The sequence below is a fragment of the Hymenobacter armeniacus genome (assembly GCF_014699055.1).
GTDB classification, from domain to species: Bacteria; Bacteroidota; Bacteroidia; order Cytophagales; family Hymenobacteraceae; genus Hymenobacter; species Hymenobacter armeniacus.
Genome location: NZ_JACXAC010000009.1, coordinates 1 through 17,341 on the forward strand (window position 1 = coordinate 1; position 17,341 = coordinate 17,341).

Annotated in this window: 9 protein-coding genes; 8 read left to right on the top strand and 1 reads right to left on the bottom strand. The window is 63.8% G+C overall.

Annotation, left to right across the window (positions count from 1 at the left end):
• The coding region (locus IC234_RS21145; protein WP_190928667.1) for a TonB-dependent receptor domain-containing protein at positions 1 to 2,652 on the bottom strand (2,652 nt) is incomplete at its 3' end.
• A gap of 306 nt (positions 2,653 to 2,958) precedes the next feature.
• Between IC234_RS21145 and dxs the strand changes: the two genes are divergently transcribed.
• From dxs to IC234_RS21185, 8 genes are all read left to right on the top strand, one after another.
• Entirely contained in the window at positions 2,959 to 4,902 is a 1,944-nt protein-coding gene (dxs, locus tag IC234_RS21150; RefSeq protein WP_190928669.1) for a 1-deoxy-D-xylulose-5-phosphate synthase, read from the top strand.
• A gap of 90 nt (positions 4,903 to 4,992) precedes the next feature.
• Positions 4,993 to 5,430, top strand: coding sequence for a hypothetical protein (locus IC234_RS21155; RefSeq protein WP_190928671.1), 438 nt, complete (start codon positions 4,993 to 4,995; stop codon positions 5,428 to 5,430).
• 210 nt (positions 5,431 to 5,640) lie between these two features.
• Positions 5,641 to 6,507, top strand: coding sequence for an aldo/keto reductase (locus tag IC234_RS21160; protein WP_190928673.1), 867 nt, complete (start codon positions 5,641 to 5,643; stop codon positions 6,505 to 6,507).
• A gap of 393 nt (positions 6,508 to 6,900) precedes the next feature.
• Positions 6,901 to 9,135, top strand: a complete 2,235-nt coding sequence (locus IC234_RS21165; protein WP_190928675.1) for a T9SS type A sorting domain-containing protein — start codon at positions 6,901 to 6,903, stop codon at positions 9,133 to 9,135.
• Between the two features lie 433 nt (positions 9,136 to 9,568).
• Positions 9,569 to 12,739: a SusC/RagA family TonB-linked outer membrane protein gene (locus IC234_RS21170; protein WP_190928677.1), complete on the top strand. Its 3,171-nt coding sequence runs from the start codon at positions 9,569 to 9,571 to the stop codon at positions 12,737 to 12,739.
• Positions 12,740 to 12,804: 65 nt separating this feature from the next.
• Positions 12,805 to 14,340 carry a RagB/SusD family nutrient uptake outer membrane protein gene (locus tag IC234_RS21175; RefSeq protein ID WP_190928679.1) on the top strand — a complete coding sequence of 512 codons (1,536 nt, stop codon included), beginning with the start codon at positions 12,805 to 12,807 and terminating at the stop codon, positions 14,338 to 14,340.
• A gap of 76 nt (positions 14,341 to 14,416) precedes the next feature.
• Positions 14,417 to 15,493, top strand: coding sequence for a glycoside hydrolase family 43 protein (locus IC234_RS21180; RefSeq protein WP_223827834.1), 1,077 nt, complete (start codon positions 14,417 to 14,419; stop codon positions 15,491 to 15,493).
• A gap of 47 nt (positions 15,494 to 15,540) precedes the next feature.
• The gene (locus tag IC234_RS21185) at positions 15,541 to 17,280 is read left to right on the top strand and encodes a family 43 glycosylhydrolase (RefSeq protein WP_190928681.1); all 1,740 of its coding nucleotides are present in this window, start codon (positions 15,541 to 15,543) and stop codon (positions 17,278 to 17,280) included.
• The last annotated feature ends 61 nt before the right edge of the window (positions 17,281 to 17,341 follow it).

Consider the following 17,341-nt stretch of genomic DNA (forward strand, 5'->3'; position numbering starts at 1 on the left):
CCCGGGAGCACCCGTCGCGCCGGGCGCTGCGCCGGCACCACCGGGGCGCTGGCCACCGGCCGGGCGGCCGCCGCCACCGCCGGGAGCACCGCCGCCAGCCCCACCGGCGCCGCCGGCATCAATGCCACCGCCACCGCCGCCTTCGCCTTCGCTCTTCAGGTCGTCGTTGTTGATGCTCTTCGAGCGGCGCGGGGGCGTGGCCGTGAGCTTGCCGATGCGGTAGCTGAAGTTGACGCGGAAGCCCAGAATATGCGAGGTGTTGGCGCTGGCCTGGTCGATGAGCGGCGACACCACCGTGTTGCGCACCGTGATGGTAGGGGTGAAAACGTTGTCAACGCCAAAGCCGATGCTGCCGCGCTTCTCGGCAAAGTCGCGCTTCACCCCCACGGTGTAGAAGCCCTGGCCCGACTGGTTGCCCTGCAGCTGCACCTGCCGGCCGCGGAAGCCGCCAAACGCCTGCACGCCCCAGACCGGGGTGATGTTGTAGGAGCCGCCCACCCGGCCGCCGATTACAAAGCCCTCGTTGGAGGAGGCGAAGTTGCGGTCGGGCACGTTGTTGGTGAGGGTGGTGTAGTAGAAGTCGGCGCCGCCGTTCAGGGTAAGCTTGCCGTTGTTGATGTTGGCGAAGATGCTGCCGCCGTAGGCATTCTGCTGGCCGATGTTGGCGTAGCTGGTCGACACCGTATCAATGCCGCGCACCGTGCGCAGGGCCTCAATGGAGCCGGTGGTGTTGCGCACAAACGTGCTGAAGTTCAGGTTCAGGCGCTTGTAGAAGGTGCTGTAGCCCAACTCGTAGTTGTTGGTGTATTCGGGCGAGAGGTAGGGGTTGCCCTGGCTCACGTTTTTGGGGTTCTGCGCGTTCACGTTGGGGTTCAGGAACTGCAGCGAGGGGCGCTGAATGCGGCGGTTGTACGCCAGCTTTAGCACGTTGCCGTTCGAGAGCTTGCGCGAGAGGTTCACGCTGGGCACCAGCACGCCGTAGTCGGGAATGTTGGCCGCTTCGGAGCGGGCAAAATTGGCCTGAATGGTGGTGTATTCGTAGCGCACACCGGGCTTCAGGGTGAAGCCTTTGGGCAGGCCCAGGGTGTAGGCCGCGTAGCCGGCCGTCACGTTCTGGCGGTAAGTAAACACGTTGCTGGCCGAGGTGAGGCCCACCGTCGGCAGCACTTCGCCCCCGGCGCCGTAGGACGTGGTGGCATAGTCCGAATTCACCCGCCGCAGAATGTTCTTGGCGCCCACTTCCAAAATCTGGGTCTTGCTGATGGGGTTCTGGTAATCAAACTGAACCGTGTATTCTTCGTTGTAGCTGGGGTTCTCGTTTTCGATGCGCGCCGGGCCGGGCTGCGTCGAGCCCAGAATGGTGTTCGTGAAGTTGTTGGTGCGGTCGTTGCGGCTGAACAGCGTCAGAATGCTGAACTCGTGCTGCGGCTTCTCGAAGCTGTGCGTATAGGTCAGGCTGGCGTCCACCGTGCCCGAGTTGTCTTTCGAGTAGGTGTCGCGCAGGTCGCTGCTGAGCGGCGTGCCGCCGGCCAGCGTGCCAGCGTAGGTGTTGCGCAGCAGCCCGTCCTGATAGTTGCTGCCGCTACGCGTGCCATACGAAATAGAGGCCTGCAGCGAGTTGAACTTGTTGATGTCGTAGTCCCAGCCCAGCTGGTAGCGGCCAAAAATGCCCTGGTTGCGGGTATCGGCACTTTGCACGGTGGTGGTGGCCGCGCCGGTGGCCAGGCTGCGCGTCACCTGCGTGTTGGTGAACTCGCCCGGGGTGTTGTATTGCGAGCGGCCGAAACCGCCCAGCGAAAAGCCCATTTTGCCGGTGCGCAGGCTGCCTTGCAGGCCCAGGTTGGTGCTGCGCAGGCCCGCGCTCAGGTTCACGCCGAGGGTGGCGCCGCGCAGGTCGTTGGTCTTGGTGACGATGTTGATGATGCCGCCGGAGCCTTCGGCGTCGTACTTGGCCGAAGGCGAGGTGATGACCTCCACGGTTTTAATCTGCTCGGCCGGAATCTGTTTCAGGGCGTCGGCAATGCTGCTGGCCGCAATGGTGGAGGGCTTGTTATTAATAAGCACCCGAATGCTGGAGCTGCCGCGCAGGCTCACGTTGCCGTCGAGGTCCACGCTCAGCATGGGTACGCGCTTGAGCACGTCGGTGGCGTCGCCGCCGCGGGTGGTCTGGTCGTTTTCGGCGTTGTACACCGTGCGGTCCACGCGCTCCTCAATTAGGGCTTTTTGGCCCGTCACCACCACTTCGCCCAGCTTTTGGGCCGACACGGCCAGCTTCACCGTGCCCAACTCGGTGGCATTGCCGGCCGTTACCACCACGCCCGGCCGCTCCTCGTTTTTGTAGCCCACAAAGCTCACCTGCACCGTGTAGGTGCCGGCCGGAATGCCGGGCAGCACAAACCGGCCGTCGTCGCCGCACACGCCCCCGTTCACCGGGTTGCCCGCGGCATCCAGCACCGCCACCGAGGCGTAGGAAACCGGTTTGCCGGTGGCGGCATCGGTCACGGTGCCGGACACGCGGCCCGCCGCCGCGCGGGGAGCGGCGGCAGCAGGAGCGGGGCGGGCCCCGCCAGGAGTTTGTTGGCCCGAGGCCAAGTGAGCGGTGCCCAGCAGGGCGGAAAGCAGAACGGCGGTGGCCGGTATAGTTCGTTTCATACAGTGCATAACGGCCAAAGTGCCGTCGCGGGGGCCGGAGGTTGCATCCAGCGTCTTTATTTTAGGGTTTATGGCAGCGTAACAGCGAAGCGGCCCAATCGGCTTGCCGATACGCAAAGGTCCGCTCGAAAGCCAGCCGGGCCGGCAAAAACTAGATTATCAACGCCCAAACCCCGACCAAGGCCCCGATTCTGCCGCTCCCGAACAACCGCTCTTCGTCCGCCGTCGTACCTTTGTGCCGGCCCCATAATCTTTTAGCGGGTCAGGCGGTTAACCCTCCGTCACCATCCCACCACGCCTGCCCCGATGATAGTTGAACCCGGCCCGCTGCTAGCGGCGATTGATTCGCCCGACGACCTCAAAAAGCTTGCTCCCGAACAGTTAGTCCAGCTCAGTACCGAGCTGCGCGAGTTCATCATCGACTCGGTGAGCATCTACGGCGGGCATTTCGGCGCCTCGCTGGGCGTGGTTGAGCTGAGCGTGGCCCTGCACTATGTCTTCAACACGCCCTACGACCAGCTGGTGTGGGACGTGGGCCACCAGGCTTACGGCCACAAAATCCTCACCGGCCGCCGCGACCGGTTCCCGACCAACCGCCGCTACCACGGCATGTCGGGCTTCCCCAAGCGCAGCGAAAGTGAGTACGACGCCTTTGGCGTGGGCCACAGCAGCACCAGCATCGGGGCGGCACTGGGCATGGCCGTGGCGTCGGACTACAAGGGCGAGAAGGACCGGCAGCACATCGCCGTAATCGGCGACGGCGCCATGACGGCCGGCATGGCCTTCGAGGCCCTCAACCACGCCGGCGTGGCCAATTCCAACCTGCTGGTTATCCTGAACGACAACTGCATGAGCATCGACCCCAACGTGGGCGCGCTCAAGGAATACCTCACCGACATCACCACCTCCCGCACCTACAACAAGGTGCGCGACGAACTCTGGAACGTACTGGGCAAGCTCTCGAAGTTTGGCCCCAACCCCCAGCAGATTGCCCGCAAAGTAGAGGCCGCCATGAAGGCTACTCTGCTCAAGCAGAGCAACCTGTTCGAGGCGCTGAAATTCCGCTACTTCGGCCCCGTGGATGGGCACGACGTGCAGCACCTCGTCACCATTCTCAACGACCTGAAAAGCATTCCCGGCCCCAAGCTGCTGCACTGCGTGACGGTGAAAGGCAAGGGCTACGCGCTGGCCGAAAAGGACCAGACGCTGTGGCACGCCCCGGGCTTGTTCGACAAAATCACGGGCGAGATTTACAAGAAAACACCCGAGAAGCCGCAGCCGCCTAAGTACCAAGACGTGTTCGGCCACACCATGGTGGAGTTGGCCGAGGCCAACGATAAGGTGATGGGCGTCACGCCGGCCATGCCGTCGGGCTCGTCGTTGAACATCATGATGGAAGCCATGCCCGACCGCGCCTTCGACGTGGGCATTGCCGAGCAGCACGCCGTCACGTTCTCGGCCGGCCTGGCCACGCAGGGCCTGATTCCGTTTTGCAACATCTACTCCTCGTTTATGCAGCGGGGCTATGACCAGGTGGTGCACGACGTGGCCCTGCAAAACCTGCACGTGGTGTTTTGCCTCGACCGCGCCGGTTTTGCCGGGGCCGACGGCCCCACCCACCACGGCTGCTACGACCTGGCCTACATGCGCTGCATCCCCAACATCGTGGTGTCGGCCCCGATGAACGAGCAGGAGTTGCGCAACCTGATGTACACCGCCACCCTGCCCGAAAACGCCGGCCCTTTCAGCATCCGCTACCCGCGCGGCGAGGGCGTGATGCCCGAATGGCGCACGCCGCTGCAGCGCGTGGCCATCGGCACGGGCCGCGTGGTGCGCGAGGGCGAAGAGGGCGGCGTGGCCATCCTCAGCATCGGCCACATCGGCAATTATGCCGTGAAAGCCACCGAAACGCTGCTGGCCGAAGGCCTCGACGCGGGCCACTACGACATGCGCTTCTGCAAGCCGCTGGACGAGGAAATGTTGCGCGACATTGCCCGCCGCTACCGCGCCATCGTAACCGTGGAAGACGGCTGCCTGCCCGGCGGCTTCGGCTCGGCCGTGCTGGAGTTCCTCACCGACCACGGCTTCCACCTGCCGGTGCGCCGCCTCGGCATCCCCGACCGCGTGGTGGAGCACGGCACCCAAGACGAGCTATACAAAGAGTGCGGTTTCGATGCGGCCGGCATCGCCGCCGCCGTGCGCGAGCTGAGCGCGAAGGTGAGGAATCAAGTGCTGCAAACGTTGGTTTAAACAGCGGCAGGGCTGTTCCGTTCTTTCGGGCCCTACCGTTGGCGTCATGCCTGCACTGCTGTAATCATCCTTCCGCAATTAGTTAGCTTTATGCGCATTATCACCCTTTTCGCCCCGGCGTTGCTGCTTGGCACCCTGGCCACCAGCTGCAGCGAAGACAAGCCGACGCCGACACCGAGCCCGGTAGAATCTTCCATCAAGGTGTCGGTTTCCGAAGCCGGGGCCCCGCCCTACGAACTCAAAGAAGCCCGCGTTATCAACGGTTCCTACCAAACCGGCGCACCGCATCTGAGCTTCTCCGGCAAGCTCACCAGCGGCAAAACCCTGACGCTGTTCTTCACGAAAGGCACGGCCACGGCCCCTAACACGACCAACGCCCTCGACAGCACTCTCGAAGGCGAATCTGGCACCAACGCCACCGGAACGACGACCTATGACACGAAAACCCGGATTGTCAATGGCCAATTCCGCACCACGTTCACCGGTGTGGGAGAAGTGACGGGCTCTTTCGCTGAGATTCAGCTGTAGCAATCCTTCGTCAAGACTCTGGCAAGCCGAAAGCGCCCCCTGTAGCTGTGGTTACAGGGGGCGCTTTCGGCTTGTGCGCGGCGAGCGACGGCCTGTTTTGAAAGTGCCCTTGCGATTAGTATAAAACATTTGCCAGCCCGGGCCGTCTTCCTACGGGCCTGCGGCGCGGGGCGTGCCCGGCCGCACCTCACTTGTAATGTTTTAACTCTTATGTCTGATACCAGCACCTCCACCTATAATCCCACTTTCGCCCTCGGCGGCGACCTCACCGTGAACCGCCTGGGCTACGGCGCCATGCGCATCACCGGCGACGGCATTTGGGGCCCGCCGCGCGACCACGCCGAGTCCATCCGCGTGCTGCGGCGCGCCGTGGAACTCGGCGTCAACTTCATCGACACGGCCGACAGCTACGGGCCCAATGTGTCGGAAGAGCTGATTGCCGAAGCCCTGCACCCCTACCCGGCCGGCCTCGTCATCGGCACCAAGGGTGGGCTGCTGCGCACCGGTCCCAACGAGTGGCCCATCGACGCCAGCCCCAAGCACCTGGAAGATGCCCTGCACGGCAGCCTCAAGCGCCTGCGCGTGGAGCAGATTGACTTGTACCAGCTGCACCGCGTCGACCCGAACGTGCCGTTTGAGCAAACGCTGGAATTTCTGCAAAAAGCCCAGCAGCAGGGAATCATCAAGCACATCGGGCTGTCGGAAGTCTCGGTGGAACAGATTAAAAAAGCCCAGGAATTTGTGAAAGTCGTGTCAGTGCAAAACATGTACAGCGTCGACAACCGCAAGTGGGAGGCCGAGCTTGCCTACACCCGCGAGCAAGGCATGGCTTTCATTCCGTGGTACCCGCTGGCCGGCGGCAATCAGCAGGCCCTGGCCGCCCTGGGCCAGCTGGCCGACAAGCACGGCGCCACGCCCCAGCAAATCGCCTTGAGCTGGCTGCTGCACCACTCGCCCAACATCCTGCTCATTCCGGGCACGTCGAAGGTGAAGCATCTCGAAGAGAACATGAAAACCGCCGACATCCGCCTCACGGCCGACGACTTGGCTGCGCTGGACGCCATCGGCGGGCGCTAAACCCTCGGTACAGTTTCCTTCTGAAGGACAAAAAGGCCCCGCAACACATGTTGCGGGGCCTTTTTCTTGTAGTGGTTACCCCGCGGCAGCGAGCCGCCAGCGGACAAACCTTACCAGCCGCACGCCAGCCTAAGGCAGCCGCTACCACGGGTTCAGCCATGAATTCACATGCTGATATACTTACGGTGTTAATATGAATAAATGCAGAAAATAATCAAATAATTTAACCGATTATTTAAATCGTTTTAACAAAATAGTTATACTAAATGCTATTATAATTGCCTTTATTCGGCCAGAAAAAGTAATGAAGTGCAATTATATACGCTTGGCTGTAATTTTGCGTTATCTTCGGGTTGATTGCATTAAACAGCTACCGTTTAAACAAACTTTATCATGAAAAAACTATTTACCCTGCTGGGCAGCTTAGCCCTGCTGCTGGCGTCTGTTCCGGGGTTTGCGCAGTGCTCGAACCAGATTGCCATTCGCTACTATGACAACGGCACGCTGGTGAACACCAGCGTGACCAACAAAGGCCAGAGCGGCTACACCGGCGCGGTGTGCCCCACGGCTGGTGCCCAATACTCGTTCAGCGGCAGCTCTACTTCGAGTTCGCTCATGACGTGGTCGCGGGTGATTGACCAGGGCGTGGTGAACGACCCCGCCGACGACGTGGTGGAAGACCTGTCCAGCGCCATTGTGCCAACCAGCTCGACCGCTACGCCCAACGAGCTTGCGCTGGCTACGTCGTTTACCACGGCCACCATTTTCCGTTTAAAATCGGACGCGGGCAAGGGCAGCGTGCCCGGCAACTCGTGCAATAACAACACCGTGTCGTACGTCTACCTCACGCTCACGCCCACGCTGTCGCTGGCCTCGTCGGGCACCAGCGCCGTGTCGGGCGTGTGCTCGGGCAGCAGCGTCACGCTCACAGCCTCGGGCCTACTGAGTGGCGCCTACACCTGGCGCGCCAACGGCGTGGTGATTCCGAACCAGAACGGCTCGACCCTGACCGTGGCCCCCACCGCCACCACCACCTACACGGTGGAAGCCACCACCTCCTGCGGCGTAAGCTCGCAGCAGGTCACCATTCCGGTGAAAGACGTGCTGGTGGCGCCCGCCGCCCCGGTGGTGTGCGCCAACCAGTCGACCACGCTCACGGCTACTTACAGCGGCACCAGCGCCACCTACCAGTGGTTTGAGAAAGGCCAGGGCACGGTGCTGGCCACCACCAGCGCCCTCACGGTGGCCCCGGCCGCTACCACCACCTACCAGGTGGTGGCCACCACTTCCGACTGCAGCACCATCACCAAAGAAGTGACGGTGAGCGTGGGCGTTTCGGCGGTGGCCGTGTCGCCGGCCGCCGCCACCATTTGTGCGGGCAGCCCCATTGCCCTCACGGCGCTGTCGGACAACCCCGGCGCTACCTACGCGTGGTCGCCGGCCACGGGCCTGAGCTCCACCAGCGGGGCCACTGTGACGGCCACGCCCACGGGCACCACCACCTACACGGTCACGGCCACTTCGCCCTGCGGCGCCGTGGCCACGCAGCAAATAGTGGTGAGCATTGCCGCCGCGCCCACGTATGCCGTCACGCCGAGTTCGGCCGCCGTGTGCGCCGGCGACGCGGCCACCCTCACCGCCAGCTCGGGCATCACCAACACCACCTACAAGTGGTACCGCACCACCGACCTGGGCAGCATTTTGTCGACGTCGGCCACCTTCGCGCCTACGCCCGCAGCCAATACCATCTACCGCGTCATCACGACCACGCCCTGCGGCACCAACAGCCAGGACGTGGGCGTGAGCGTGAGCGCCAAGCCCACCGTGACCGTGGCGCCCACTTCGACCACTGCCGACCCCGGCACGCCCACCACGCTCACCGCCACCGGTGGCAGCACGTATTCCTGGACAGCCACCGCCGGCGGCACGACCACCAACCTGGCCGATACCACGCCGACCATCACCGTGAGCCCGTCCGTCACGACGACTTACACCGTGACGGGGGCCAACGCCGCCGGCTGCTTCACCACTGCGCAAGCCACCATCTCGGTGACGCCGCTGCCGGTGGAGCTGGTGAGCTTCGCCGCGGCCTGGGCCGAGAAAACGCCCCGCCTGAGCTGGGTAACGGCTTCGGAGAAGCACAACGCCTACTTCGCCGTGGAGCGCAGCACCGACGGCCAGCGTTTTGCCGAAGTGGGCCAGCGCGAAGGCGCCGGCACGTCGGCGGCCCGCACCGAGTACGAGTTCCTGGACGTGAGCTTCCGGGCCTCGGCCAGCGGCCAGGTATACTACCGCCTGCGCCAGGTAGACACCAACGGCGAGCACAGCTACTCGCCCGTGCAAACCCTGCAAACCACCAAGGCCGCAGCCGTATTCGAGGCCACGGTGTTCCCCAACCCCTACGAGGGCGGCGAAGCCACCGTGGAGCTGACCACCCACCAAGACGCCCCCGTGACGTTCACGGTGCAGAACATGCTGGGCCAAACCGTGCTGACCGGCACGGTCCCGGCGCAGCCCGGCACGCAGCGCATTGCCCTGCCGCGGGCCGCGGCCCTGCCCGTGGGCGTGTACTACCTCAACGTGCGCCAGGGCAATGCCCGGCAAGTGCTGCGAATGAGCCGCCGCTAGGCCGTCAGCAGCGCCGAAACAAAAAAGACCAGGGCCCGGTGGCCCTGGTCTTTTTTGTTGTGGGTGAAAGCTGGCCCGGCACCGCACCCCGCGCCGGAAGAGAGGGAAAAGGAAAAGACGACACTGCCGGGAAAAAAAGTGGACCTCTTCAGAAAAAAACAATCGTTAAATTGAAAATATCAGGAAATTGCAGTAACATTGCCAACTTTCAAGCGACTCCAGCTGCGCCCTTTTGGGTGGTTGGTGCCGGCGTCGTAGAAGAAAAAAAGTTGTTTATAACGCTTAAATGCGGTTTTTGCCCGGGTTTAAGCTTTACAACTTTCTCTGCTCTCCTGCCTCGGACATTACATTGTGTTTTCGGAAACAGTCGATTTTTGACAGTCCATTACACAATCGATTGTGTTTGTTCTCACCAATTCCCACCACAGTTCTTATGAAAAAGTCAGTACCGAAGATTCCCGGTTTTGCGGTGCCCGTCCTGCTAGGGGGCATGCTAAGCCTGCCCGGCCTGCACCCGGCAATGGCCGCGCCCGCGGCGCGGCTGTTCAGCGTGCAGCAGGCCGCCGATACGCCCGTGACGGGGCGCATCACGGATGAGAATGGCGCCGGCCTGCCGGGCGTGACCGTGCTGGTGAAAGGCACCAGCACCGGCACCCAAACCGACGCCGACGGCCGCTACAGCCTGGTGGCGCCCGCCGGGGCCACGCTGGTGTTTTCCTTCGTGGGCTACAAAACCCAGGAAGTGGCCGTGGGCGGCCGCACCGCCGTGGATGCCCGCCTCGCGACCGACACGCAAGGCCTGAGCGAAGTGGTGGTGGTGGGCTATCTGGCCCAGGACCGCCAGAACGTGACCAGCGCCGTGAGCAGCCTCGACGTGAAAGAAGCCAACAAAGCGCCCGTGGCCACCGCCACGCAGGCCTTGCAGGGCCGCCTGCCGGGGGTGACCGTGCAGGGCTCGGGTGGGCCCGGCGATGCGCCGGTGGTGTCCATCCGGGGCATTGGCACGCTGGGCAACGCGGGCAGCGGCCCGCTGTATGTGATTGACGGCTTGTGGACGGGCAACATCCGGGATTTGAACCCCAACGACATCGAGTCGCTGACGGTGCTGAAGGACGCCAGCTCCACGGCCGTGTACGGCTCGAGCGGCGCCAACGGCGTGGTGCTCATCACCACCAAAAAAGGCAAGGCCGGTCAGCCCTCCATTGCGTTCAACGGCTACCGCGGCATCGACCAGATTTACAAGCGCTACAACCTGACCAACGCCAGCGACTGGGCCGACCGCGCCGTGCAGGCCTACGCCAACGCCGGCCTGAACCCCCTGAACAACGGCCAAAACGGCCTGGCCGGCGCCGTGAAAGGGCCCGGCGGCGCCTTCAACCCCAACATCGACACCGACTGGCAGAAGGAATTCTTTCAGACGGGCACGCTGGAAGACTACAACCTGTCGTTTTCGGGTGGCAGCGTGGGCGACAAAACCGCCAGCAACTTCCTGATTTCGGGCGAATACTTCCACCAGGAGGGCATTGTGAAAGGGCCGGACTTTCAGCGCCTGAGCTTGCGCCTGAACTCGGGCCTGACGCGGGGCCGCTTCAAATTCCAGGAAAATGCGCAGCTGACCCACCTCGACGTGACGCTGCTGAACGGGGCGCCGTTCATCGACGTGCTGGCCATGCTGCCGAGCATTCCGGTGTACGACGCCCGCAACGAAGGCGGCTACGGCACCGGTTCGCCCATTCTCAACACCTTCGCCACCAACCCCATCGGGGCACAGGAGCTGCTGCGGCGCAAGCAGGCCGACAACCGCCTGGCCGGCAACTTCAGCATGGACGTGAGCCTTTTCGATTTTCTCACCTACCGCCTGAACGCGGCCATCGACGGGCACACCTACAGCAACTCCGACGCCCAGAAGTCGGGCATTCTGCGCCAGAACACGCGCATCAATACGTCCTCGCTCAATGAGTTTCTGGGCTACGACGTGTTTTTATTGGCCGAAAACACCCTGAATTTCAACAAGGCCTTCGGCGACAACCACATCAACGTGCTGGGCGGCTACTCGGAGCAGCGCTACCGGCAGCACAATGTGCAAGCGGGCTCGCAAGTCTTTTCGAGCTTGCCGCAGTACTATTTCGAGCTGAGCGCGGGCACCACAAAGGGCGCCGTGCTGGGCACGTCGACGGAAAATGCCAAACGCTCGTTTTTCACCCAAGCCACCTACGACTACAAAAACCGCTACCTCATTTCGGGCAGCTTCCGGCGCGACGGCTCGTCCAAGTTTGCGCCCCAGAACCGTTGGGCCAATTTTGGCGCGGCCTCGCTGGGCTGGCGCCTGAGCGAAGAAACGTTCTTTAAGGACGCGCTGCCGCAAGTGAACAACCTGAAGCTGCGCGCCAGCTACGGCGGCAACGGCAACGACGCGCTGTTTGGCTCCTACGGCGGCAACTACCTTACCACGCCCATCATTGGGCAGAACGTGAACTACGTGCTGGGCACCGGCCAAACCATTGTGAACGGCCAAACGCAGCTGGCGCTGGCCAGCCCGGACCTGCAGTGGGAAGAACGGTTTACCAAAAACATCGGCCTGGACCTGGCCGTGCTGGACAGCCGCCTGACCCTCTCGACCGACTATTACATTGCCGAAACCCGCAAGGCGCTGGCGCCCGTGCAGGTGCCCACCTACCTTGGCCATTTTGGCGACGTGTTATACCAGAACGCTGGCAACATCGAGAACCGGGGCTTTGAGCTGGCTCTGGGCTACCACGAAAACCGCAAGGCCTTCGTGTACGGCGCCGATTTCACGCTCACCACCATCAGCAACAAAATCACGGCTTTGCCCGTGAAGGGGCAGGCCTTTGAGGGCGGCGAAGGCTTCACGCGCTCGGAGCTGGGCTCGTCGCTGGGCGAGTTCTACCTGATTCAGTTCGACGGTATTTTCCAGTCGCGCGAGGAGGCGCAGAACTACAAGAGCTCCAACGGCACCATCATTCAGCCCTATGCCACGGCCGGCGATGTGCGCTACAAGGACGCGAACGACGACGGCAAGATTGACAACCTCGACCGCGTGTTTTCGGGCAAGTCGATTCCGACCCTGCAATACGGATTGAACCTGAACGCGGCTTTTAAGGGCTTCGACTTGTCGCTGTTCTGGCAGGGCGTTTCGGGCAACAAGATTTTCAATTCGGCCCGCATTGCCTTGGAGAGCTACAGCGGCCCCAACAACTACAACGCCGACGTGACGCCCTGGTCGCCGAGCAACCCATCCACCACCACGCCGCGCCTGCTGCAGGGCGGCGGCGCCACCCCTGACCTCATCAAGTCGGCGGCCGAAAACGGCCGCGCCAACACCACGCGCTGGCTGGAAGACGGCGCCTACCTGCGCCTGAAAAACGTGCAGCTGGGCTATACCTTCCCCAAAACCCTCACGAGCTTCATGCCCAGCCTGGGCAGCGTGCGGGTGTACGTGACGGGCCGCAACGTGGTGACGTTTACGAAGTACACGGGCTTCGACCCGGAAATCACGGGCACGGGCTTCTACAGCCGCGGCGTCGACAACAGCGCTTATCCCAACGTGCGCAGCTTCACGGGCGGGCTGCAAGTCAATTTCTAACTCACCGGCGCGGGCCGGTAGAGAACCCGCGGTTTTCCCGGCTGCCGCGCGCACCACGTCATCCCATGAAATTCCCGAAAATTCCCGCTTTGTTGCTCGCCGCCAGCCTGGTGCTGGCCACGGGCTGCGAAAAAGACCTGTTGGACAAAACCAACCCCAACGCGCCCTCCACGGCCACGTTCTGGAAAACCGCCGACGACGCCAACAAGGGCGTGCTGGCCTGCTACTCGGGCCTGCAGCAGTTTGCCTGCTACTACCGCAGCTGGCACTTCATGGCGCACCGCTCCGACGAGTCGTACAGCCAGAGCCCCTTTGTGGAGCTGGCCAACTTCACGCGGTTTGTGACGCCGGACAACAACTTCTTCATCTCTTCCTTCGCCTGGAACGACTACTACCGGACCATTTTCCGGACCAACCAGGTAATCACCCGCGTGCCGGCCATTGAAATGGAGGCCGGGTTGAAGCAGCGCCTCATCGCCGAAGCCAAGTTCGTGCGCGCCCTGTCGTACTTCGATTTGGTATACTTCTTCGGCCGCGTGCCGCTGATTTTGGTGGAGCCCACGGTGACCACCCGCGTGCCCCAGGCCACGGCGGCCGAAACCGAAGCCCAAATCATCAAGGACCTGACGGAAGCCATTCCGGATTTGCCGGCCACTTACCCCGACCCCGAGCGCGGCCGGGCCACAAAAGGCGCCGCCCAGGCCCTGCTGGCCAAGGTGTACATGCAGCAGAAGCGCTGGGCCGACGCTTCGGCCTTGTTCAGCACCATCATCGGCACCAACCAGTACGACCTGGTGGATAACTACCTGGACAACTTCACCGACACCAATGAAAACAACAAGGAGTCGCTGTTTGAGGTGCAGTTTACGGGGGCGGTGCTGGAAGTAGGGCAGGGGCAGGACAACTCGGCCTCGTCGGAAAGCCACGACCGGCCCAACTTCTTCGGCCCTCCCGGCCCCACGTTTGCCGACGTGCAGCCCCGCCGCTGGCTGCTGGACGAGTACCGCGACTCGACGGTGACGCTGCTGGCGCCCGGCAGCACCCGCAAGCACCTGATTGACCCGCGCCGCGACATCTGCATCATTCACGCCGGCAACCCGGGCGTGTTCTACGGCAAGACCTTTTCGGGGTGGGGCTGGAACCCCAACCAGCAGTACTGGCGCAAGTACCTGAACGACCGCACCCGCACCGACGAAAACTTCTCGTCGGGCATCAACCACCGCGTCATCCGCTACGCCGACGTGCTGCTGATGCAGGCCGAAGCCCTCACCGAGCTCAACCAGACGAGCGCCGCCCTGCCCCTCATCAACCGCGTGCGCCAGCGCCCTTCGGTGAACCTGGCCCCCCTCACGGGCTCGTTCTCGCAGAGCGCCCTGCGCCTGCTCATCCGCAGCGAGCGGGCCAAGGAGCTGGCCGGCGAAGGCACCCGCTGGTTCGACATCCTGCGCTGGGGCCTGATGGACAACCAGGCCGGCATCGACGAGCTGCGCGGCCGCGACCCTGATTTTGCCAACTTCCGCCTGGGCATTTCGAAGCTGCTGCCCATTCCGCAGCGCGACATCGACATCGACCCGGGCGTGACCCAGAACCCCGGCTACTAAGGGGTGGTGGTGAGAGGGCCGTCCCGGGCTGCAACCCGGGGCGGCCGTATCGCCCACTGCTTCACGGCCCCTCGCCATGCGCACCTTTCCCTTCGCTTCGACCCTGCGGCGCTGGCCGCTGCTGTGCCTGCTGGCCCTGGCGGGCTGCAACAGCAGCCGCACTGCCCCGGCGGCCCCCGCCGTGGTGCCGCCCACCGCCGCCAACACCTTCACCAACCCGCTGCTGGCCTCCGGGCCCGACCCGTGGGTGGTGCAGAAGGACGGCTTCTACTACTACATGCACACCACGGGCAGCAACCTGCGCATCTGGAAAACGGCCCGCATGTCGGACCTGGGCACCACCCCCAGCGTGGTGGCTTGGACGCCGCCGCCCACCGGCCCGGCCTCGGGCAACCTGTGGGCCCCGGAGCTGTACTTCCTCGACGGCAAGTGGTACATCTACTACTCGGCCGGGCCCAACGGCACCAACCTGGGCCTGCAGCGGACCTGGGTGCTGGAAAACCCCAGCCCCGACCCCACCAACGGCACCTGGGTCGACAAAGGCCGCCTCTACAACGCCGCGGCCGACTTCTGGGCCATCGACGGCACCGTGCTGGAACAGAACGGCAACCGCTACTTCATCTGGTCGGGCCACAACGGCGTCGACGCCGTGCAGCGCCTCTACATCTCTCAGATGGCCAACCCCTGGACCCTCACCGGGCCCCGGGTAGAGCTTTCGCACCCCGAGTTTGCCTGGGAAAACGTGGGTCCGCCCTACGTGAACGAAGGCCCGGAAATCATCAAGCACGCCGGCAAAACGTTTCTGATTTACTCGGCCAGCTTCTGCGGCACCGACCAGTACGCCCTGGGCCAGCTCACGGCCAGCGCCACCGCCGACCCCATGCTGCCCGCGTCCTGGACGAAATCGAACCAGCCGGTTTTCTCCCAGAACCCGGCCAACCGCGCCTACGCCACCGGCCACAATTCCTTCTTTCAGTCGAAAGACGGCCAGGAGGACTGGATTATTTACCACGCCAACTCCAACCCCGCCGAGGGCTGCGTGGACAAGCGCAACCCGCGCATGCAAAAATTTACCTGGAACGCCGACGGCTCGCCCAATTTCGGCGTGCCCGTGGCTATCAACCAACCGCTGGCCAAACCCAGCGGGGAATAGCCCCGACCGACTTCAATTCCTTCCACGCCTTCAAATTCCCACCGCCAATGCTTTCTACTAGTCCGGTTGCCGCGCCCCGTGGCGCGAACCCTGCCCGCCGCCACTGCCTGCGCCTGCTGCTCTTGTTGCTGTGGTGCGGGGCTGCGCCGCGCGCCCACGCCCTGCAAGGGCTAACCGGGGTGCACGACCCGTCTACCATCGTGAAGCAGGGCAATACGTATTGGGTGTTTGCCACCGGCCAGGGCATTTACAGCCTGTATTCGACCGACCTGGTGAACTGGACGCCGGGCCCGCGGGCCGTGTTTGTGAACAACGCCTACCCCGGCTGGATAAACACCAAAGTGCCCGGCTTCGCCGGCAATTTCTGGGCGCCGGAGTGCGTGTTTCAGAACGGCAAGTACTACCTCTACTATTCCTGCTCCACGTTTGGCTCCAAGGTGTCGGCCATTGGCCTGGCCACCAACGTCACGCTGGACCCCGCCAGCCCCAGCTACAACTGGGTAGACGAGGGCGAGGTGATTTCGACCAACGCCAACAGCCCCGTGAACGCCATCGACCCGGCCGTTTACCGCGACGCCAGCAACAACCTGTGGATGACCTACGGGTCCTACTTCGGCGGCATCCGCACCGTGCAGCTCGACGCCGCTACCGGCAAGCCCCTGGCCGGCGCCACCCAGAATGCCGTGGCCAACGGCGACGTGGAAGCCGCCTACGTGGCCCGGCGCGGCGCCTTTTATTACCTGTTCATCAACCGGGGCACCTGCTGCCAGGGCATCAGCAGCACCTACCGCATTCTGGTGGGCCGCTCGGCCTCGCCCGCCGGCCCGTTTCTGGACCAGAACGGGGTCGACCTGAATGCCAACGGCGGCACCCTGCTGCTCAGCGGCGCGGGCCGCTACCGCGGGCCGGGGCACACCGGCATTTTTGAGGAAAACGGCGCCACCTACTTCTCGCACCATTACTACGACTCCTACGACAATGGCGCGCCCAAGCTCGGGCTGGCCCAGCTGACCTGGAGCGCCGCCGGCTGGCCCGTGGTGAGCCGCGACTGGCTGGGACCGGCCAGCGGCACGGGGGCGGCGGGGCGCTTCACCATTGCCGCGGGCCCGGCGGCCAGCAACCTGGTGTGGCAGTCGCAGGGCTGCACCGGCGCCGCGGGCCAGGCCATTGTGCAGGCCACGCCCGCCGCGGGCACCTGCCAGCAGTGGGATTTCACGGCGCTGGGCAACGGCGACTACAAAATCACGAGCGCGCTCGGCGGGCTGGCCGCCGGCACGGCCAACTGCTCCGATGCCAACTTTGCGCTGCTGCAGCTCGGCACCTACACCGGGCAGGACTGCCAGCAGTTCCACCTCGACCGGGCCAGCGACGGCAGCCTGGTGCTGGCCGCGCTCAGCAGCAACCGCGTGGTGGAAGTGCCGTTTGCCTCCACCGCACCCGGCGCGCAGCTGGGCATTTTCGACTACAACGGCTGCGCCTGCCAGCACTGGTTTGTGACGCCGGTGGGCACCACTACCGCCACGGCCGGCAGCGCCCGGCTGGCGGGCGTGAGCCTCTACCCCGTGCCGGCCGAGCGGGGCGCCTTCACCGTGGACCTGGGCCCGCTGCCAAACGCCGAGGCCACCACCGTGACGGTGACCGACCTGCTGGGAAAAGTGGTTTATTGCCGCCGCTACGGCCCGCAGCAGCGCCAGCTGGCCGTGGCCGCCGGCCTGGCGCCCGGCATCTACCAGGTGCGGGTGCAGCGCGGGGCGGCCTCCCTTACTCAAAAACAGACCGTGCAGTAGGGTACAGTAAGGTTTACCTTGCGGCGGCAGCTAGTTTCACGCCTTCATTTCATTCCTCGTA

Excerpts from the sequence above, each read along its gene's own strand:
- dxs (WP_190928669.1), top strand. The coding sequence starts at position 2,959 with ATGATAGTTGAACCCGGCCCGCTGCTAGCGGCGATTGATTCGCCCGAC.
- IC234_RS21155 (WP_190928671.1), top strand. The coding sequence starts at position 4,993 with ATGCGCATTATCACCCTTTTCGCCCCGGCGTTGCTGCTTGGCACCCTG.
- IC234_RS21160 (WP_190928673.1), top strand. The coding sequence starts at position 5,641 with ATGTCTGATACCAGCACCTCCACCTATAATCCCACTTTCGCCCTCGGC.
- IC234_RS21165 (WP_190928675.1), top strand. The coding sequence starts at position 6,901 with ATGAAAAAACTATTTACCCTGCTGGGCAGCTTAGCCCTGCTGCTGGCG.
- IC234_RS21170 (WP_190928677.1), top strand. The coding sequence starts at position 9,569 with ATGAAAAAGTCAGTACCGAAGATTCCCGGTTTTGCGGTGCCCGTCCTG.
- IC234_RS21175 (WP_190928679.1), top strand. The coding sequence starts at position 12,805 with ATGAAATTCCCGAAAATTCCCGCTTTGTTGCTCGCCGCCAGCCTGGTG.
- IC234_RS21180 (WP_223827834.1), top strand. The coding sequence starts at position 14,417 with ATGCGCACCTTTCCCTTCGCTTCGACCCTGCGGCGCTGGCCGCTGCTG.
- IC234_RS21185 (WP_190928681.1), top strand. The coding sequence starts at position 15,541 with ATGCTTTCTACTAGTCCGGTTGCCGCGCCCCGTGGCGCGAACCCTGCC.